This is a genomic window from Burkholderia sp. AU4i (genome assembly GCF_000466765.1).
Lineage (GTDB): Bacteria > Pseudomonadota > Gammaproteobacteria > Burkholderiales > Burkholderiaceae > Burkholderia > Burkholderia cepacia.
Map to the genome: position 1 here is coordinate 48,128 of NZ_ASSI01000046.1, position 18,555 is coordinate 66,682.

General features: G+C 61.0%; 16 protein-coding genes and 1 pseudogene. 9 read left to right on the plus strand and 8 right to left on the minus strand.

From position 1 onward, the window contains the following. Positions 1-889: 889 nt before the first annotated feature. Positions 890-1,015, minus strand: a complete 126-nt coding sequence (locus L810_RS49020; RefSeq protein ID WP_257008823.1) for a hypothetical protein — start codon at positions 1,013-1,015, stop codon at positions 890-892. Positions 1,016-1,490: 475 nt separating this feature from the next. On the opposite strand from L810_RS49020, the gene L810_RS10500 reads away from it, so the two are divergent. The 5 genes from L810_RS10500 to L810_RS10520 all read left to right on the plus strand — a co-directional run bounded on the left by L810_RS10500 (position 1,491) and on the right by L810_RS10520 (position 7,216). Further along, positions 1,491-2,648, plus strand: coding sequence for a porin (locus L810_RS10500; RefSeq protein WP_039350196.1), 1,158 nt, complete (start codon positions 1,491-1,493; stop codon positions 2,646-2,648). A 248-nt stretch (positions 2,649-2,896) separates the two neighbouring features. After that, positions 2,897-4,321: a protoporphyrinogen/coproporphyrinogen oxidase gene (locus L810_RS10505; protein ID WP_012431182.1), complete on the plus strand. Its 1,425-nt coding sequence runs from the start codon at positions 2,897-2,899 to the stop codon at positions 4,319-4,321. A gap of 110 nt (positions 4,322-4,431) precedes the next feature. Then, positions 4,432-5,466: an ABC transporter substrate-binding protein gene (locus tag L810_RS10510; RefSeq protein ID WP_021158350.1), complete on the plus strand. Its 1,035-nt coding sequence runs from the start codon at positions 4,432-4,434 to the stop codon at positions 5,464-5,466. 29 nt (positions 5,467-5,495) lie between these two features. After that, positions 5,496-6,299, plus strand: coding sequence for an ABC transporter ATP-binding protein (locus L810_RS10515; protein WP_106355324.1), 804 nt, complete (start codon positions 5,496-5,498; stop codon positions 6,297-6,299). Beyond that, the gene (locus tag L810_RS10520; protein ID WP_012431185.1) at positions 6,296-7,216 is read left to right on the plus strand and encodes an ABC transporter permease; all 921 of its coding nucleotides are present in this window, start codon (positions 6,296-6,298) and stop codon (positions 7,214-7,216) included. The genes L810_RS10515 and L810_RS10520 overlap by 4 nt, the downstream gene beginning before the upstream one ends. A gap of 134 nt (positions 7,217-7,350) precedes the next feature. Here the strand turns inward: L810_RS10520 and L810_RS10525 are convergent, their stop codons facing one another. Both L810_RS10525 and L810_RS10530 read right to left on the minus strand, forming a co-directional pair. Then, on the minus strand, positions 7,351-7,944 hold the full coding sequence (locus L810_RS10525) for a UbiX family flavin prenyltransferase (RefSeq protein ID WP_012431186.1): 594 nt from the start codon (positions 7,942-7,944) through the stop codon (positions 7,351-7,353). Continuing rightward, on the minus strand, positions 7,941-9,482 hold the full coding sequence (locus L810_RS10530; protein WP_223274405.1) for a UbiD family decarboxylase: 1,542 nt from the start codon (positions 9,480-9,482) through the stop codon (positions 7,941-7,943). The genes L810_RS10525 and L810_RS10530 overlap by 4 nt, the downstream gene beginning before the upstream one ends. Here L810_RS10530 and L810_RS10535 point away from each other — a divergent pair. Both L810_RS10535 and L810_RS10540 read left to right on the plus strand, forming a co-directional pair. After that, positions 9,481-10,635: an AraC family transcriptional regulator gene (locus tag L810_RS10535; protein WP_012431188.1), complete on the plus strand. Its 1,155-nt coding sequence runs from the start codon at positions 9,481-9,483 to the stop codon at positions 10,633-10,635. The two genes, L810_RS10530 and L810_RS10535, sit on opposite strands and share 2 nt — an antisense overlap. Positions 10,636-10,807: 172 nt before the next feature. Then, positions 10,808-12,235, plus strand: a complete 1,428-nt coding sequence (locus L810_RS10540) for an aldehyde dehydrogenase family protein (protein ID WP_012431189.1) — start codon at positions 10,808-10,810, stop codon at positions 12,233-12,235. 510 nt (positions 12,236-12,745) lie between these two features. Here the strand turns inward: L810_RS10540 and L810_RS10545 are convergent. From L810_RS10545 to L810_RS10555, 3 genes are read right to left on the minus strand one after another with little or no spacing between them, the layout of a single operon-like run. Continuing rightward, positions 12,746-13,033 carry a hypothetical protein gene (locus L810_RS10545; RefSeq protein WP_012431190.1) on the minus strand — a complete coding sequence of 96 codons (288 nt, stop codon included), beginning with the start codon at positions 13,031-13,033 and terminating at the stop codon, positions 12,746-12,748. Positions 13,034-13,050: 17 nt separating this feature from the next. Beyond that, complete coding sequence (locus L810_RS49025) at positions 13,051-13,404, minus strand: hypothetical protein (RefSeq protein WP_041758163.1); 354 nt, start codon at positions 13,402-13,404, stop codon at positions 13,051-13,053. Positions 13,405-13,431: 27 nt separating this feature from the next. After that, on the minus strand, positions 13,432-14,526 hold the full coding sequence (locus L810_RS10555) for a LacI family DNA-binding transcriptional regulator (protein WP_012431191.1): 1,095 nt from the start codon (positions 14,524-14,526) through the stop codon (positions 13,432-13,434). A 152-nt stretch (positions 14,527-14,678) separates the two neighbouring features. On the opposite strand from L810_RS10555, the gene L810_RS10560 reads away from it, so the two are divergent. After that, positions 14,679-15,968: an ABC transporter substrate-binding protein gene (locus L810_RS10560; RefSeq protein WP_012431192.1), complete on the plus strand. Its 1,290-nt coding sequence runs from the start codon at positions 14,679-14,681 to the stop codon at positions 15,966-15,968. Positions 15,969-16,069: 101 nt separating this feature from the next. On the opposite strand, the pseudogene L810_RS49030 reads toward L810_RS10560, so the two are convergent. Further along, positions 16,070-16,213, minus strand: a pseudogene (locus tag L810_RS49030) (alpha/beta fold hydrolase); the annotation flags it as partial. Between the two features lie 596 nt (positions 16,214-16,809). Further along, positions 16,810-17,874 carry a LysR family transcriptional regulator gene (locus L810_RS10565; protein WP_202945178.1) on the minus strand — a complete coding sequence of 355 codons (1,065 nt, stop codon included), beginning with the start codon at positions 17,872-17,874 and terminating at the stop codon, positions 16,810-16,812. A 149-nt stretch (positions 17,875-18,023) separates the two neighbouring features. Here L810_RS10565 and L810_RS10570 point away from each other — a divergent pair, with 149 nt between their 5' ends. Continuing rightward, positions 18,024-18,401: a GlcG/HbpS family heme-binding protein gene (locus L810_RS10570; protein WP_012431194.1), complete on the plus strand. Its 378-nt coding sequence runs from the start codon at positions 18,024-18,026 to the stop codon at positions 18,399-18,401. The last annotated feature ends 154 nt before the right edge of the window (positions 18,402-18,555 follow it).

Below are 18,555 nucleotides of genomic sequence, written 5' to 3' on the forward strand. Positions count from 1 at the left end.
TGAGGTCGCGTGCGCGTCTGGCTGCGGTCGCATCGACATGGTGTCGCCGCTTTTCGTCGGCCGTGAAGCGCCAGGAGGATGGCCTCGTCGTCGTGCGTCGGTCAAAGGGGGCATGCAGAAAGCGGACGGGTCGGGAGTCGCTCGTGTCGAAGTACGGCGGCTGTGTGAGGCCATGAGTCTCCTGAAGAGTATCCTCACCATCGCTGATGGCGGCACAGTCCTCGTGCCATCATGGGGGTTACCAGATTGCATGGTCGGGACTCCGGATTCATACAAAGGCGATCGCGTGTAGCGGGCTGATCGTGTTTGGCCCCAGCACTCGGCGGTCGAGCGGTCGCGCATTTCGCAGGCCTGCATTTTGGCAGATCGATCGGCGAATCCGGCAGGTCGCCTTCCCCCGAAATGGATTCGGATGCGATCTTAACGGCTACAGCGGATCAATCAGATAACTATGGGCGTCTGTACTATCCCTTCTCGTTGCGAAACAGCCGGCGTTCATCGATGATGAGGTTCGCCCGCGCGGACCTGCCCACTCTTGAGCCTGCACCTTGTCGCGCTCCTTCCCCTTGATGCGCTCAACAAAGCCGCTTGATGCTGTGAGGACCGGCCCGGACTCGCCGGGACAGCAGTCGCGCGCGACGAGCAACATGATCGCGACGACGGGCGTTCAGTGCGGTGACCTGACAGATACAGATTGGGCGCAAGGTTGATCGGGAGAAACCTCTGTAGCGGTCACACGCCGCGCCCGTAAGGTCGGGCGTGTGCAACCGTTCGCCAGGAGGAAAATCCTGGCGACATCCCAGGCAAGCTGCGTAGAACGGGCATGTGAATGTAACTGCGGCGACCCCGTAGGCTCCATTCGTCGTTCCCGGGTATCTGGTCTCGGCATTCAGCCTGTTCCGTACATAGCCGGCTCGCCTGCCACCATCCGCCTGCAACTATCCTTCATCGACCCTTCACCTTTCCCAGGTTCGGGGATGCGGATGATCGGCTCACCGATGTGGCGCTTCTTCATCGAATTCTCCTTGCCACTACGATAAGACGCACCTGCGTCATTACAGAATTCCTTCACAGATCTGGCGAAATCGCTATGGGGCTGCCGTGGCAGATAAGGGGGAGCCGTTTCGGCTTGGATATGTATAGACCACCTGACGTCTGTCAGAAACCGGTCAGCGAAGCGAGTGGAGGGGCGCGAGGAGAGGCGAGTATCGAGGCGGCAATTCGGCAGAGCACGCGCACAGGTCGTCACGGTAGGGCGGTCATAGGGAAGCGATCCTAAATTAAAGGAAAACGGTTCTATGGTTTTTGGATCGGTTGTCACGCGTGACGGCCGTTTCTAATCTGTTCTCCGACACCCACCTTGTTGCTGGCTGCCGCCCCTCCTGGACCTTCGCGGCATATGGCAACAGACGAAATAGAACGCATCAGCCTCCAAACTCTGCTTTGCCGACAACCTGAAGTACACGAACGAGCCAATAAGGGGAAGAGTCATGCGCAGTATAAGGGTAATCCTGAGTACGTTGATCACAACGGCGGCCGCACTTGTATGCCAGTCTGGCGCTCACGCACAAAGTAGCGTCGATCTGTACGGTGTACTGATGAGTGGTTTCATCTGGACCAACAACGTCGCTGGTGGCAAGAGTGTCAGCCCTGCCGAGGGGCCTAGTCGCTGGGGACTGAAGGGTAACGAGGACCTGGGTGGCGGGACGAAAGCGGTCTTTACCCTGGAAAGCGGTTTTGCGATGAGTAGCGGCCAGTCGTTTCAGGGCGGCCGCCTGTTCGGCCGCCAGGCTTTCGTTGGTCTGTCGAATGATGCGTTGGGAACGTTCACCCTTGGCCGTCAATACGATTTTGCCAACGACTGGCTCGCGCAGAGCAGCGCGGTCTATCGGTGGAACGGGTATTTCGCTCACCCGGGAGACAACGACAATTTCAATTGGCAATTCCGCGTAAACAACGCGGTGAAGTACCAAAGTCCCGTGGTAGGTGGACTGCAGATCGGCGCAATGTATAGCTTCGGTGGCGTAGCTGGCAGCTTCGGAAACGAGAGCGCGATGAGCTTCGGCGCGAAATACGAAAACGGACCCGCAAAGATCCAGGCCGCTTATTTCCATATGAACCATCCTGCGCTCGCGGCATCCGAGGGCAACTGGAATACGATGCTGTTCCCACAGATATCGGCTGCCTCACCAAATGAGGCAAACGCGCTGAACCCGCAGAGCATGGATATCTACGGCATTGGTGGAACGTACCAGATCGGGAAGACCACACTCGGGTTGCTATGGAGTCACAGCGACTACGACAAACTGGGTGATCAGGGTGATGGACTCGCTGACGCGGATGCGCGCTTCGACAACATCGAGGCGAACATCGCATACAACCTGACGCCGCAGGTCCAGTTTGTTGGCGCGTATGCGTACACAATTGGCAAGGTCCATCCGACGGACTTCGCGCCACAGTATCACCAGGTTGACGTCGGCGTAAATTACTTCGTGTCACACCGAACGATCCTTTACCTCGCCGGAATCTATCAACGTGCAGCGGGAGACGCGACATACGCGAATATCGAATGCGCGGGATCCTCGTGTGCAGCGAGCAGCTCCAGGAACCAGGTTTCGGCCCTGGCCGGTATTTTCCATATGTTCTAGAAAGAAGCTCCCTGAACCTGGTGCATTAGTGGCCTCGTGTGTCACCGGGTATATTCGCCAGCGTTTTTTAAGTAGCGACCGTACAAACGGGTTTTATTGAGCGATGAACGAGGTCGATACTTGTACTCCCGGACGCGAGTGGTACAGGTGAAAGCCCGGTGCCTGCATGTGATGCATGCGTTCGATGGACTGCCCGCATCAGATCGGAATGACTTTTGGGAATTGAGATGACCGCAAGCGGATTTTCGATGGACACATCTCTGGATGATCGACCGGCGATGGCGGCGGCAGCGCGCCAGGACGGCAATGGCCCCCGCGTGATTGTGATCGGTTCGGGAATTGCGGGGCTCACAGCTGCCTATCGGCTTGGGCAGGCGGGCATGCATGTAACGGTACTGGAGGCCGCGGAAACGGTTGGCGGTCGCATGGGAGACCGGCGCGAAGGCGATATCGTTTTCAACAGCGGCGCGCGCCTCGTCTACCCGTTCGGCGGTGCGTTCAATCGTCTGGTCGCCGACCTCGCACTTGGCGATGCGCTCGTTCCACTACGCCGTCTGAGCGCGCGCTGTGTGACAACGAAAGGGGACCATCTGATCGAGTTGATGCCGACTGTACGCTCGCTGGCGACGCCGGGGTTGCATCTAGGGGAGCGGGTCGCGATGGTGCGGCATGCGTTACGGATGCGTTCGCAGCGCGACCGCGTTGATCCGGACTGGGCGATCAGTGCGCTTGATGTCGACCCGGAGGCCGACCGGCTGAACCTCGCCGATTACATTCGCAGGGAGATCGGTCCAAATGCGATGTCATACCTGGTTGAACCGGTGTTTCGCGCGACGCGCAGCTTCAATCCTGATGCGTTATCAACCCTGTTCTACCGCACCACCGTGCCGCATCTGATCGGCGAGGATACGGTCCACACCCTTAAAGGTGGTATGGGACAGGTATGCCGGACACTTGCCGGGTTGCTGGACGTGCGGACCGGAACGCGGGTGACTTCCGTCGAGCACCAGCGCGATGGCGATGAGCTTCGTCTCAGGGTCACGCTTGCGAACGGCGACGCCTTGACTGCCGATCACGTGGTCTGCGCGGTCCAGGGCTCACTCGCGCGGGAATTGATCCGCACGCCACAGGCTATAGAGCGCCAGATGCTGGCCAATGTGCACTACAACGCCCTTGGTGTTGTCCACTATGGATTCGCAAAGTCCCTCCCAGCGCAGATGCAATTCGCTTCGCGCGATGTCGGAAGCCGTATCGCAACGTTTCAACAGACGCCGGCTGCGCCCGATCAAGGGCGCCCACTCACGCAGGTGTATTGCCAGCTGGCGCCAGAGGCAGTGGACGAAGCAATCAGGCGCGGCTGCACCGGCGAACTTGACGTGTTGCTGCGCGAAGAGTTACGTGCCCGCATTCCCGACTTCGACCGGCAGGTGGTCGCGGTCGTCAATCAGTGGATACCCCGGATGCTGCCTTTGTTCGCCCCGGGGTACGGGGGGCGCCTGCGCGCCTTCTGGCGTTGGCAGGAGGCGCCTGCGCAGGCCTCCGGGCGGCCTGTCGTGTATTGCGGGGACTGGACATCGCAGGCGCTGCTCACCGGCGCGTGTGCGAGCGGTGAGCGGGCTGCCAGAATTGTGCTGGCCCGGTCACAGGTAGTGTCCGGTCGCGCGCAAAGTTAGGCAAAGCGAACCAGGTTTTAGCGAAACGGCAAAAGCTGGCTGGCGAATAAATTCGTGTTGCCTGTCGGTGCTACAAATCGCCTATCCAATATCGTTACGGGATACACGCAATGAAGAAATCGACCGTTTCCGTTCTTCCGAAGTTTTTGTTGCGCCGCACATTGAGGAACATTCTCATGGTCGGCGTGGCGGCTGTCGCCGGATTGTTTACCGTGATGGCGCCGGTGAGTGCTCAGGGCAGCCAGCCCGTGACGATTGGTATTGCGAACCTGGGGCCGCATCCATCGCTCACAAGGACGATGGTCGGTTTCAAGGCCGAAATGGCGCGTGAAGGTTATGTCGAGGGAAAAAACGTTAACTACGTGTACAGCGACGCAAACTTTACGCAGGCGCTGATGCCCCAGATGTTTTCGCAGATTCTCTCAAAGGATCCGGCGCTGATCCTGACGCTGACAACTTCGGTTTCCGAGGTCGCACTCTCAGCGGTGGCCGATCATCATATCCCGCTCGTTTTCGCGGAGGTTACGGATCCAGTCGCGGCTGGCCTTACGCCAGGCTGGACTCACGGCAGCGATCGCTTTGCTGGTGCATCCGACCTGCAGGACTTCGACGCAGTGTTGGTCTTCGCGAAGAAGCTGCTGCCCGGCGTCAAATCATTCGGCGTACTTTATAACCCCGGAGAAGCTGATGATGTCGCCACGACGCGCGCCCTGCAGGAGGCAGCCAAGCGGGCAGGTCTTGAGTTTCGACCAGTCAGCGTTGACAGTGTCAACGACATCACGCAGCGCGCCCAGCTGCTGAACGGCATCGGCTTTATCTACATTACCGGATCGAATCTCGTGCAGTCAGCGATTCCGGCAGTGGCAGCAGCGATGCAGCGGATGAAAGTACCCGTCATCAGTTCGGAGACGGAATTGATCAAGAAGGACATGGCGGACGCGTCATACGCCGTTTCGTTCGAATCGGTCGGCGCAAACGCGGCACGCGTCGCGGTGCGTGCGCTGAAGGGGGAACCGACATCGACGCTGCCGGTGATGAAGCCTGCAAAATCGGACTATGTCACGTCGATCAGCCGTGGCCAGTTCGCCAAGCTTGGCCTGACCATTCCAAAATCGTTCGAGGGCTGCGGATGCCTGATCAATTGAAGGGGCGACGCTCCGCCCGGGTGACAATGATGCGTGAAAAGGACACCTCGCTCCTGTCTGTCGAGCGGGTCAGCAAGACGTTCCATGCCGGCACGGTCGACGAGCGGGTTGCGTTGACGGATGTGTCGCTCAAGCTACTGCCCGGAGATTTCGCGGTGGTAGTCGGGGGCAACGGCGCTGGCAAATCGACCTTCCTGAATATGCTCGCAGGCGAAGTTATCTCCGATACGGGTGTGATTTCGATCGACGGCCGTGTCATTACCACGTTGCCGACGCACCGGCGGGCGAAGTACATCTCGCGGGTGTTTCAGGACCCGTCGATTGGTACCGCAGCCGCGTTGAGCCTGGAGGAGAATCTCGCTGTCGCGAACCAGCGTGGACTGGCGCGTGGTTTCGGCCGTGGGCTCACGCATGCGCAAGCGGAGGCGTTCCGGGAGCGGATTGCGTCGTTCGGACTTGGCCTTGAGAAGCGCATGAAGGCGCAGGCGTCACTGCTGTCCGGTGGCCAGCGGCAGGCGCTCTCGCTGCTGATGGCGGTCCTGCAACGGCCAATGCTGCTTCTGCTGGACGAGCACACCGCCGCCCTCGACCCGCGTACGGCGGAGATCGTGATGCGGGTGACGGAGCAGGTCGTGCGCGAAGCGCAGCTGACAACGCTGATGGTCACGCACAACATGCATCACGCGATTGACTACGGCAATCGCCTGATCATGATGCGCGACGGTCGGATCGTCGGCGATCTGACCGGGGAGGCAAAGCGCGCGATGACGATGGAACGCCTGATGGCGACCTTCAACGATGAGCCGCCGATGGCGCAAACGGTGAACGCATGAATCTGATCAATGGATTTATCGGACTTTTCCCGGTCGGGATGATGCAGGGCTTGACCTACGCGCTGATCGCGCTCGCGATCATGATCCCGTTCCGGATTATCAACTTTGCGGACATGACGGCGGAGGGCTCGTTCCCGTTCGGCGCCTGCGTGTGCGCGAAGCTGCTGATGATGGGCTTCAATCCCGTGATTGGTCTGCTCGGCGGCACGCTCGCGGGATTCGCGGCCGGGCTGCTCACCGCCTATATTCACGAGAAGGCGAAGATCAATACGTTGCTGTGCGGCATTCTCGTACTCTCCATGCTGTACTCGGTGAACATCCGCGTGATGGGGCAGCCGAATTCGGCGCTGTTCGCGTATGCGAGCGTATTCTCATGGCTGCCGGCCGCAGGTGGCGGCTACCTGTCTCGCATCCTCATGCTTGGCGCGACGGATACCGTAATCGGTGCGGGCGTACTCTGGTTCCTCGGCACGCAGCACGGCATGGCGATGCGCGCGATCGGCTCGAGTCCGTCCATGGCCAAGGCGCAGGGCATCAACGTGAAGGTCTATACGCTGGTCGGTCTCGGTCTCGCGAATCTGTTCGCGGCGCTTGGTGGCGCGCTGCTCGCCCAGAACCAGGGCTTTGCCGACGTGAATATGGGCTTCGGCGTACTGGTCAACGGCCTCGCAGCGCTGCTGCTCGGCGAGGCGATCGTCGGCAACCGCTCGATGCTGCGTCAGGTGCTTGCGCCTGTCCTGGGATCGATCGTCTACTTCCAGATGATCTCGGTCGTACTCGTGATCGGCTTCCAGCCTTCGGACCTGAAGCTCGTTACATCGCTATTCGTTCTCGGCACGCTGCTGACGATGGCGCAGCGCAAGAAGCGCGGTGCAAACCGCCGGAAGGCTGCCACAGCGAAGATGCAGGCGGGCTGACGATACACGCAGTCTGGTTGTGCCTGACCGGGAAAGCCCGACGTTGCGCAGAAGCCGCAACGCCGGGCTTTTTGGCGTTGGCTGGCAACGCGATGGGGTGCCGGCCTGCCGTCCCGGGCGGACGGCAAGAGCGGCTAATACGCTGCGCCCAACCCCTGCCAGCGCCGCATGGCCGCCGGAGGCTCGACGTGCAACTGGTCGAGTACGCGCATGACCGTATAGTCGACCATCGCGTCAAGACTATCGGGCTTCGCGTAGAACGCGGGCAACGGCGGCATCACCGTCGCGCCCATTTCGGCCGCGAGTGTCATGTTGCGCAGATGCGCGAGCGTGAGCGGAGTTTCGCGCGCGAGCAGCACGAGCCTGCGGTTCTCTTTTAACGTGACGCTCGCGGCGCGGGAAATGAGGTTGTCGTCGAAGCCGTGCGCCACGGCCGCGAGCGTTTTCATGGAGCATGGTGCGATTACCATGCCGTCGTGCTGGAACGAGCCGCTGGCGATGCTCGCGCCCACTTCGTTCTGGTCGTAATAGACGCTCGCCGCATCGCGCAGCGCGTTGCGTTCAAGTCCGGTTTCGTCGAGTAGCGTCATCCAGCCCGCGCGCGACACGATGAGATGCGTCGTCACTGTGCAGTGGCGCAGCATCTCAAGCAGCCGCACGCCGTACACGGCGCCCGTCGCGCCCGTAATCGCGACCACGACGCGCTTTTTTTGCACGATGCCGGTCATGTCGCCGCCCGCGCGGAGAAATGCGGCAGGTAGTCGTCGAGCACGATCTGCCCGGCTCCGGGAATGGTCTTGCGTTCGAACTCCGCTTCGCGGCCCCACGGACGTGTGGCGTCGATCGCGAGACGGCCCCAATGGTCCTTGTGCGCATCGCGATAGAAGCCCGGCACGTCATGGATTACCATCGTGCGCGTATCGGCGCGTCCGCGCGTGAGAAACGCCCAGATCACGTCTTCCATGTTGTAGATGTCAACGTCCTTGTCCACGACAATGACGAGCTTGTTGTAGTCGAGGTGCGAGCCGAGCGCGGCCAGCAGCGCGTGCTGCGCGTGGCCTTCGTATTGCTTGTCGAGCTTGATGACTGTATTCATGACGGTGGGGCGGCAGCTCACGTCGAGTACACCACGCACCTGGCTCGAAATGGCCTTGTAGATACGCGCGGCGGTGGCGGCCTCGAGCGGGCGAAGATCCTCGTGCGATCCGCAGATCAGGCCTTGAAAGACTGCGCCCTCGCGCCAGCCGACGTGGGTGATTTCGAACACATGGTTGTCGCCCACTTCGACGTAGTAGCCCATGAATTCGCCGAATGGACCTTCGGGCCGGCGCATATTGGGCAAAATGCGCCCTTCGATCACAATCTCTGCTGAGACTGGCACGTCCAGATCGATCGTGCGCGCCGGGCGCATCGCGATCGGGCCGCCGCGCATGGCCGCCGCAAGCGCAAGCTCGTTGCCGTCGGGCGGCAGCGACACGCATGCGCTCATGAATATTTCCGGGTCGGCGCCGATCAGGATGGCTGCTTCGAGTGGTTCGTTACGCGCTTCGGCCTGCTGCTGGAAGCGCGCGAGATCGTGTGTACTGCCGAGCCGGATGCGCAGTTCGTCGTCTGAAATGACCATCGAGCGATGGAACGAGAGATTCGCACGCCCGCTGGCGGGGTCCTTCGCGAGAAACACGCCGGCTGTAATGTACGGCGCGCCATCCCGCGCGTGATAAGTGGGGATCGGCAGGTCGGAGAGCTTGCCCGTGACCCAGTCGGTAGGCGCCGCGACGCGCTCGGTCGGCGTCTCGAGCGTCGCAGCGAGAGAGATTTCGCGATCGAGCCGTGCGCAGAACGTTTCGTCGGCCTCACAACGGATGATCTCACGCAGTCGCTCGTGGTCTGTGTACAGATTCATCAACACGGGCAGAGAGCTGCCACGCACGTTTGTGAAGAGCACCGGCTTTGTCGTTTCGTCCTGCAGCCGCCGCGCGACCGCAGCAATCTCGTAGCGCGGATCGACCTCGCGCTTGACGGTCAGCAGTTCGCCACGCGAGCGCAGGCGGGAAAGATAGTGTCTCATCGTCTCACGATGTCCAATGAAAAAGGGCGGAATTTGGGTGCCGCGCCGTGCCAAGCCGGCGAGCGATGCTTGCGTTATACCCGTGCCGATGTGGCGAGACTTTGTCGATTGGGGCGGTGAATTAGGAAAAGCGGTTTTTTCATGTGAGTCCGCTGCCGGCTGCACGTTGCGTGCCGTCCGGGGGAGCGGATAATGCATGCTGGATGTTTGCCTCTTTCCGGAACCCAATATGCCGACTTCGCTATCCGGTCTGTTCCGCACCACGCTCGCCGGACCCGAGTCACGCCTCACGGAGGCATTTGACAATCTGCGTACCCGGCTCGACTGCGTCAGCGTGCCCGAGTTCGGACTATATGGGGCCTCGGTGCCGGTTCCGGGCGACGCGGAAGAGGGCGTGTGGCGTATGGCCAGCATTCGCGACGAGATCTTTCTGGTGATTTCCGACTGCAACTACGCGCACAGCCGCTCCGAGAGTGTTTTGCCGGAGTCGTTCGTGGAATTTCACTTTTCACTATCCGGCCCGGCAAGCGTCGATTTTTCTGATACCGGTACGCTGCAGGTGAATGCCCCCAACCTGCTCGTATGCCGGCAGGGTGCAGACGTGCGCTACACGGTCACCTGTGGGCCAGGCCCATGGCAATCGGTCGGACTCTACGTGACGCAGCGTTATTTCGACCGGTTGCTGGGTGCGGTTGGCAACGAGGCTGACCGCATTCGCGGCGAGCTCGCAGGGGTCGGATTTGACCAGATTTACAACCGGCAGATGCCGTTTAGCGTAGACGCCCTGAACATCGTCGAGCAACTGCTGGATTCCCGCTATCGCGGTGCGCGTCAGATGCTCTATCTGGAAGGCAAGTGTACGGAGATACTGTGCGCATGCATCGAGATGTGGCTCGCGCACGCGCGCGCCGACAACCCCGGCGAGACGCTATCAGCGCGCGACCTGCGGCTGATTGAGCAGGCGCGGGAGATGATCGTCGGCGACCTGCGTCTTGCGCCCACGATTCCCGAACTGGCGCGCGCGGTAGGGACCAATGCTTCGAAGCTCAAGCGTGGATTCAAGTTCCTCTATGGGATGACGATTTTCGAGTATGGTCATCGCTGCCGGATGGATCGTGCGCTTCGGCTTCTGGTAGGCGAACGGCAGCCGGTGGGACAGGTGGCATTGGCGGTCGGCTATCAGCATCAGACCAGCTTTACCGCGGCTTTCCGTGACTACTTTGGCTTCGCACCAAAGGACGCCCGCCGCCTGGCGAGTCCCGTCGTATCGGGGCCATCCCGCGTGGTTCAGCATGCCGACGAGCGATCTGCGATCGATGCTGCCAAGTCTGCGCCGTCGGATCAGACATGAAGCCATCACGCTTTTGCTATTTGCGTTACGCACTTTGATATAGGAAATCGGCTGTATTGCCGTAGCGCGCGTATTCCCTCCTTTTTCCCGTTGTTAGCATGAACCGACATCGCACAACGTCACGTGGCGGGCGCGTGGGCGGCCGACACATATGCAAAGGAAGGAAACTACGATGACCTCTATTGCAGTACGCAATCCTCGCACCGGCGAGTTCGACTACGAAATCAGGAGCATGGATGCCGCGGAGATTGGCGCGGCGGTCGCCGTCGCGCGCGCAGCGCAGCGCGCGTGGGAGGCCGGCGGGTTGCCGCACCGCATCGCGGCACTGCTGGAATGGGCCGCGCAGCTTGAGGCGCATGGCAACGACATCGTTACCGCACTGTCGATTGACACTGCGCGCCATCGCATCTCTGCCGAAGAACTGGGGGCTGTAATCCACTTTATCCATGGTTTCTGCGAGCATGCGCCGAACGTACTCGCGACGCCGTTTCGCAAGCTCGACGCGCATCCGGATATCGTGTTCAAGGTTACCTATCCCGCTTACCCCGTCGTTGGTGTGATCAGCCCGTGGAATTTTCCGCTGGTGCTGTCATTCATCGATGCGATTCCAGCGCTGGTGGCGGGCGCGTCCGTAGTGATCAAGCCGAGCGAAATCACGCCGCGCTTCATCGAGCCGCTGCGCCGCTCGATCGAAGCCGTGCCCGCGCTGCGCGGCGTGCTCACACTCGTGAGCGGCGGGGCGGAAACCGGGGCAGCACTTGTCGCACAGTCGGATGCGGTGGTGTTCACCGGCAGCGTTCCAACCGGGAAAAAGATCGCGAGCGTGGCGGCGCAGGCGTTTATCCCCGCTTTCCTCGAGCTCGGCGGCAAGGACGCTGCTGTGGTGCTCGCAGGAGCCGACGTGAAGCGCGCGGCCACCGCCATCCTGCGCAGTGCACTCTACAACTCCGGGCAGGTCTGCTACGCGATCGAGCGTGTCTATGCGGACGAATCGCTATACGACGCGCTCGTCGACGAACTCTGCACACAGGCCGGGAATTTGCGGCGTAGCCTGGTGATGGGCGACGGCGGCCACTATGGTCCGATGATCTTCGAGCGGCAGGCATCCATCATCGACGCGCAACTGCAGGATGCGCTCGACAAGGGGGCGTCGATCAAGCTCGGCGGCAAGAGCGAAACGGTGGATGGCGCCGTGTGGATCGATCCGACCATTGTCGCGAACGTCGATCACAGCATGAAGCTGATGACGGAAGAGACGTTCGGACCGATCGTACCCGTCATGCGCTTTTCCTGCGATGCGCAGGCCGAGCAGTTGATGAACGATTCGATCTACGGACTAAGCGGCGCGGTGTTCGGCCCCGACACGCATACCGCCGGAGATTTCGCGACGAAGATGGAGGCGGGCGGCGTCAGCATTAACGATACCGAGCTGCCGCGCGTGATGATGTTCGACGGCGAGAAGACCGCGTTCAAGCAATCGGGGATGGGTGGCTCACGGTATGGCGCGACGAGCATCATGCGCTACGTTCGCAAGCGTGCGCTACTTGCGAACGAAGGAGCGATTGCGGGTCTCGACAAGCTTGCGGAAACAGCTGGGTGAGGCGCTTCGTCACAGTTTTCCCAATCTTCGATGGCTACACGGTGCCCTGTTGTGAAGCGTAGCTGAGACATGGGGCAGGGGTGAGTTCGTTTGTTGCCGGAAGAATGCAGACCATATCCCGGAACCCGTCGACAGGTGAGGCGATCGCAGTCGCGATCGCGTACTACGCGCGTACAGATTCCGGGGTTCGTCCAAGCTCAGGTGTCGAGACGCACCGCATGGTGGCCACAATCGTGTCCTTGTTGACGTCCAGTCCTGCACGGTGGGGATGGAGGATGTCCGTGGAAACTCCTGCCGGACGATAGGTGGCAGGAGTCCTCGTTCTCGATTCGGGGAAGACCTCGCCCGTGGTCAAAATTCGGGGTGCACGCAGGACTGCGGGTCCAATCAGGCTACGGGCTCGGGGCACCAGGCAAGAACCGAACTCGATCACCGCCGCGTTTCCATACTACGCTTTGGCCACCTTAAACCGCTTTCATCCCCCGGGGGCCCGCCCGATGGCCAACTAGATCAGTCATGGCCCTGCGAGAACACATGAAACGGCAAAGCGTCATGCATCGTCGTATGAGTCTCAGCAGGCGCTGCGGAACCCTGTGTCACGCTCTTGGACACGTAACTCTGCTGGAGACCGTCTGCCGTTGAGACGTGTTTCAGTGTTAGAAGCGCACCGCCGAACACGAGCAAGCCAATAGCGCCTGCCGCAAGTTGGTTCTTTCCAGCCCAAGTCATGAAAGCGGGAGACCTTCGTGCGATTAAGACAAACGCAACGAGCAAACAAATCACAAAGATAATGGTCATTTCGCTCTTCCGAATTCTCACATAAGACCGTGTTCGCGAATCAGGGCAAGGGCATATACTTCGATACCCTCTGGGGTTCCGCCCTGTCTGAGCAAGCTGCGAACCGCCCCAGTTGCACCGTCCTCCTGGCGCAGCAGCGCGGCAACCGCGCAGAAATAGCCACCGCGAAAGCCCGTATCCGCTGCCGGCGTCGATATAGCAACGGCTTTGCGCGAGCACTCGACGCATCGAATCTCAACCGGCAACGCCATGAATTCAGCCAGCGGCACGAATTTCGCGTACGTGCCCGGGCGCGATGTATAACGGCAGCGCGACCGCCCCCCGCAGTCAGAGGCGAGATGCACGCGCTTCGTCTTCTTGACGGGCTTCAAAGGCAATCCATAGACACATCCGTTTTCCTAGGCACTTTCCCGCGGCGTGAGCGTGAACCGCAGATCGATGCAACTCCTCTCGGGAGGGTGTCCGTCCAGTATCTGCAACAACAGTCGCGCGGCCTCGAAGCCGATCTGGTAGCGTGGCGTCGTGACGGTCGTCAGCGACGGGGTCGACCATGCGGAAGGCGGCAGATCGTTGAATCCCGCGATCGCAATCCGGCCCGGTACAGAAATGCCGCGCCGCTGGCACTCGAAGAGTGCGCCGAGCGCGAGATCGTCGTTGCAGCAGAAAATTGCGTCGCATGCGGGAGCATGCGACAGCATCTGCGCGAGCAGCTTCGAGCCGAGCCCGACACTCGACGGTTCGTCAGTCAGTATCTCGACATCGGGGTCGAGACCCGCCTCGCGCAGCGCGCGGCGAAAGCCGGCACGACGCTGCATGGTGCGCGGGTCCAGCTGCGCCGCGACGAATCCCGGACACTGGTAGCCGCGTTCGAGCAGATACTTCGTGAGGGTGAAGCCCGCGCGCTGCTGCGAAAAACCCACCGACCATTCGCCGGGAGTGCGGCTCAGATCGTACATATGAACCACGGGCACACGTGCCGCAGCCAGGCGTTGGCGGATGGCTTCAGAGCCGTCGATGCCGGTGACGAGAAAGCCGTCGGGTGCGTGCGAGAGATAGGTCGAGACAAGTTCCGCCTGCTTCCCGGAAGAATAACCAGTATTGCCAATTAAAATCTGATAACCAGCCGGCCCCAGGCAATCCTGGATGCCGGCGAGCGTATCGACAAAAACCGTATTCGACAAGGATGGTACCAGCACGGCCACGACGTGTGAGCGCGACGTGGCGAGCGTGCGTGCCGCATGGTTGGGGACATAGCCGAGTTCAGTGACGGCCGCTTCCACACGGGCACGCGCTTCGGGCGACAACTGCGCCGGATCCTTCAGGGCACGCGATACTGTCATTGTGCTGACTTGTGCGAGATCCGCGACGTCGGCGATCGTCGCGCGTCCGCTTAGCCTGCGGCGCGTGGGTTCATGAGGTGTCGCGGTCGTGGCGTTGCCTGGGCTCGGATGGGTTCGGGGCTGTCTTGCCGCGCGAGTCGGTTTGTCTTTCATCACGCGAGTATCACCTCGCCTGTGCCGGATGGAAAGCCCAGGAAAGCGCGGGATTGGGGCAGGGTTCATCCCGATAGGGCGCCGTTGTCTGTTATCGCTAACATCCGCGTGGGGCAACATGAAAAACACGACAATGCAAGGAGACAAGCCAGATGCGAACCCAACGAGGCAACCTGCCCAAACCGGCCGGCCGGACCGCAAAGCTCACGGTCTACGCGCTCGGCGTCGCGGCGGTCCTTGCCTGCGGGGCGGCGCGCTCCGCGGAGGTCGAGGTGTTGCACTACTGGACGTCCGGTGGCGAAGCAAAATCGGCCCAGGTCCTCAAGCAGATGCTTGATGAAAAAGGCGATACCTGGAAGGATTTCGCCGTTGCCGGCGGTGGCGGAGGAAACGCGATGACCGCGCTCAAGACGCGCGTGATCGCAGGCAATCCGCCCGCTGCAGCCCAGATCAAGGGGCCCGCCATTCAGGAGTGGGGAGACGAAGGCGTGCTCGTGTCGATCAACGACGTGGCGAAGCGCGAAGGCTGGGACAAGCTGATTCCGCCGCAGATTTCGGGCATCATGAAGTACAAGGGACAATATGTAGCGGCGCCGGTCAACGTGCATCGTGTCAACAGGCTATGGATCAATGCGGACGCGCTGAAGAAGGTGAACGCGCAGCCGCCCGCCACGTGGGACGAGTTCTTCCGGACTGCCGAAGCACTGCAGAAAGCGGGCATCACGCCGGTCGCGATCGGTGGCCAGCAATGGCAGGACGCCGAAACCTTCGAGACCGTGGCGCTCGGTGTGGGCGGTGCGGCCTTTTACGAGAAGGCGTTCGTGCAACTCGATCAGTCGACCCTCAGGGGGCCGACCATGGTCAAGGCGCTCGAAACGTTCAAGAAAATCAAGGCCTATACCGACAAGGCTCAGACGGGGCGCGACTGGAATCTGGCGACCGGCATGGTGATCTCCGGTAAGGCGGCGATGCAGTTCATGGGGGACTGGGCCAAGGGCGAGTTCAGCGTAGCCGGGAAGGTGCCGGGCAAGGACTATCTGTGCGTACCAGCTCCCGGTTCGCAAAACGCCTATACGTTCAACGTCGACAGCTTCGCGTTCTTCAAGGTCAGGAGCGCGGATGTCGAGAAGGGGCAGAAGGATCTCGCGAGCCTGCTTCTTAGCCCGAAGTTCCAGGAGATATTCAACCTCAACAAGGGCTCGATTCCCGTGCGGCAAGGCATGGATCTGTCGAAGTTCGACACCTGTGCGCAGCGTTCCGCTGCCGATTTCACCAGCGCGCAGGCGAAGGGAACGCTGGTGCCGTCGTGGGCGCATGACATGGTCGATACGCCGGCGGTGGAAGGTGCCTTTTACGACGTGATCGGCAACTTCTGGAACGACGACAACGAAAGCGCGCAGCAAGCCGCGGACAAGCTCGCCGTTGCGGCAAAAACTCGCTGAAGTGGTGGCACTGAATGGCCTGGATGACGGCACATCGTTCCCGGGCTGTTCGACGGGCGGGCGTCCTCCAGGAAGCATTTCCGTGGCTGCGAGCATGCGCCGGCAAGCGTGCGCGAGCCCCTGAACAAACCGATATGCAATCCCGGGACCGTTCGGCTGATGATTTGCCTGGCAGGGGTTCCCAGATACGTGCGCGCGTCGAGCACCTGTTCGGGCGTCCTGATCTCGCCCGATTCGCCCGCGACGCCGTTGCGAAACCGACTCCTTGTCGACGCACACATGATCTGCGCGTGTTGCGCACCCCCAGCCCCTCGACGCCAACATCCAAGCCTGGTACAGGCTAAGTACATCCGAAGCAGTGCGCGCGCGGAATGCAGATGCGTGCGCCTTGAATCCGCGATGCAAGGCTACCGTTCGTGTAACCCGATGCGGCGAGCTCGCCGGAGATCGCTGCTTGGATGATGCGTCGACTGTATGCGAACTGGAAGTGCCCCTGCTGTTGAAGAAGGGGGTGTCGACCAGGTCGGGGTCGAGCGAACTTCAGATAAGCGCACGCACTATCGAAAATCACCTCCTGTCGATCTATCGAAAGGCCTGCGTAGCCATGGCGCTATTTCTTTCTCTTATCTAATCGATTAGACCGTGCAGGGCGCCTATGATGGCAGCGCAAAACAATGCCGCTTTCAGCTAGTGAAAAGCATGGCGGATGCCTGAGTCGTAAATTTGCCAGCCATGCGCCAAAGATCTGTGTCGCAGTGGCTTCAGGCAACTCGCCAAGTCAACCAGACCGGTCGTGAGGTCGGCTGGTTAGCGTGGAGTGCGCGAGCTCCAGAGCGCAGTTTCAAGTCCTTCGTGGGAGCCTCACTCCGCCATCCATGTCGGCAAACAGTGACACAAGGCCCTCAACGAACAGCGCAACCTTGCGGGACTTGTTGCGACTGACGGGATGGATGGCATAGAAGCTTGCAGGTTCGGGCTCGAAGGCGTCGAGCACCGTCACCAGTCGCCTCGCCGCGAGATGTTCCGAAACTTCCCACCAGGATTTCTGGACAAGCCCCAGACCAGCGACCGCCCAGGCAACCGGCAACGCGGAATTGGTCGATGCAAGTGAGCCCGTCACTCGTAGCTTCCTGGCTGCTGGACCCCGTCCAAAACGCCACTCCGCATGAAGATGGGATTGCGTGTTGAACACCAGGCAACGATGCGCTGCAAGTTCGTCAGGGTGGCGGGGCGTGCCGTGGTCATCCAGGTACGCCGGACTCGCAACGACCACGCGCCGGGTGTCGAACAGGTGATGCCCGATCAGGTTCGCGTCGATGGCGGGGCCGCCCCGGATCGCGATGTCGATGCCTTGCGCGACGATGTCAGCAAAGTGGTCATCCAGCGTCAGCTGGGTCGCCATATCGGGATAGCTCGCCGCAAACCGTCCGACGAACGGAGCAATCCAGCGGAGTCCTAGCGGGTTCGGTGCCGTGACGTGAAGTGTGCCTCGCACGGCAGTCGCGCTCTCGACAATTCGGCTTTCCAGCGTCCTCACGTCGTTGATGATGCGGCTGGCCTCCTGAAAGTAATCTTCGCCCGCCTCGGTCAACGATTGGCGGCGCGTGGTCCTTAGCAGCAGCGGCACCCCGAGACGCTTTTCCAGACCGGCCACACGATCGGCTACGACGGAGGATGCCAGGCTGAGGCTACGCGCTGCTGCAGAGAAACCGCCTTGCCGCACCACTTCGACGAAGATCTCCATTTCAGTGACAGCATGCATCGATTTAATGGACTTTCCGGAAGCTCTTTCCGGAATTACACCATTTATCGATATGCAAAGCGAGTGGAAGATTATTGCGATGCAGCATTGCGGCATGCCCTCTTCCTGCTTTCCATATCTTGTGAGTGCGCTGACATGAGTCATCTCAGAAAGCTCTATTCCACTGCCGCTTCGGCCGCGGTCCTGCTCGCGGCTGCGGGCCCTGCTGCACACGCGGCGGGCACCAACCTGGTCACGACGCAAAAGCTTCGCTGGCAAACAGCCGAGGTGCTCGCCAGCGAAGCAGCACGGGTGTGCGCCAGCCGTGGCTATTCGGTTACGGCGACCGTCTCGATCCTTCGGGCCACCAGCAAGCGGTCATCAAGGGCGATTCGGTGCCGCTGCAATCGCTTTCCGTGTCCTATCGCAAGGCCTATACGGCTTATGCCTATGGCCTGGCTTTCAACAAGGACTCCACCAGTGAGCTGATCGCGGCGAAGGTAGCCGGCCCGCTCGACGGCGGCGTGCTGGCAACGGAACCAGAAGTGATCTTCATCCCCGGCGGCGTGACCCTACGTACGGCTGATCGCACCGTGATTGGCGGTATCGGCGTGTCTGGTGCCCCGGGGGGCGACAAGGACGAAGCGTGCGCGCAGGCGGCAGTGGATAAATACAGGCAGGATTTCCATTGAAGCGCCGCACTTTCATCGCCGCCGCAGCTGGCACAGCGCTCGTACCGGTGTTGGACGCGACCGCTTTCGCTGGGACTGTCTCCGGCGACACAGTGCGGATTTCGGCGATGGTGATCAATCGTTTCGGCGAACGTGATCAGTCTGGAAGGTGGTG

What these genes read in the sequence shown, in the direction of transcription:
- L810_RS49020 (WP_257008823.1), bottom strand. Translation starts at nt 1,015, where the DNA reads ATGAAGAAGCGCCACATCGGTGAGCCGATCATCCGCATCCCCGAACCT.
- L810_RS10500 (WP_039350196.1), top strand. Translation starts at nt 1,491, where the DNA reads ATGCGCAGTATAAGGGTAATCCTGAGTACGTTGATCACAACGGCGGCC.
- L810_RS10505 (WP_012431182.1), top strand. Translation starts at nt 2,897, where the DNA reads ATGGACACATCTCTGGATGATCGACCGGCGATGGCGGCGGCAGCGCGC.
- L810_RS10510 (WP_021158350.1), top strand. Translation starts at nt 4,432, where the DNA reads ATGAAGAAATCGACCGTTTCCGTTCTTCCGAAGTTTTTGTTGCGCCGC.
- L810_RS10515 (WP_106355324.1), top strand. Translation starts at nt 5,496, where the DNA reads ATGCGTGAAAAGGACACCTCGCTCCTGTCTGTCGAGCGGGTCAGCAAG.
- L810_RS10520 (WP_012431185.1), top strand. Translation starts at nt 6,296, where the DNA reads ATGAATCTGATCAATGGATTTATCGGACTTTTCCCGGTCGGGATGATG.
- L810_RS10525 (WP_012431186.1), bottom strand. Translation starts at nt 7,944, where the DNA reads ATGACCGGCATCGTGCAAAAAAAGCGCGTCGTGGTCGCGATTACGGGC.
- L810_RS10535 (WP_012431188.1), top strand. Translation starts at nt 9,481, where the DNA reads ATGCTGGATGTTTGCCTCTTTCCGGAACCCAATATGCCGACTTCGCTA.
- L810_RS10530 (WP_223274405.1), bottom strand. Translation starts at nt 9,482, where the DNA reads ATGCATTATCCGCTCCCCCGGACGGCACGCAACGTGCAGCCGGCAGCG.
- L810_RS10540 (WP_012431189.1), top strand. Translation starts at nt 10,808, where the DNA reads ATGACCTCTATTGCAGTACGCAATCCTCGCACCGGCGAGTTCGACTAC.
- L810_RS10545 (WP_012431190.1), bottom strand. Translation starts at nt 13,033, where the DNA reads ATGACCATTATCTTTGTGATTTGTTTGCTCGTTGCGTTTGTCTTAATC.
- L810_RS10555 (WP_012431191.1), bottom strand. Translation starts at nt 14,526, where the DNA reads ATGAAAGACAAACCGACTCGCGCGGCAAGACAGCCCCGAACCCATCCG.
- L810_RS10560 (WP_012431192.1), top strand. Translation starts at nt 14,679, where the DNA reads ATGCGAACCCAACGAGGCAACCTGCCCAAACCGGCCGGCCGGACCGCA.
- L810_RS10565 (WP_202945178.1), bottom strand. Translation starts at nt 17,874, where the DNA reads ATGACTCATGTCAGCGCACTCACAAGATATGGAAAGCAGGAAGAGGGC.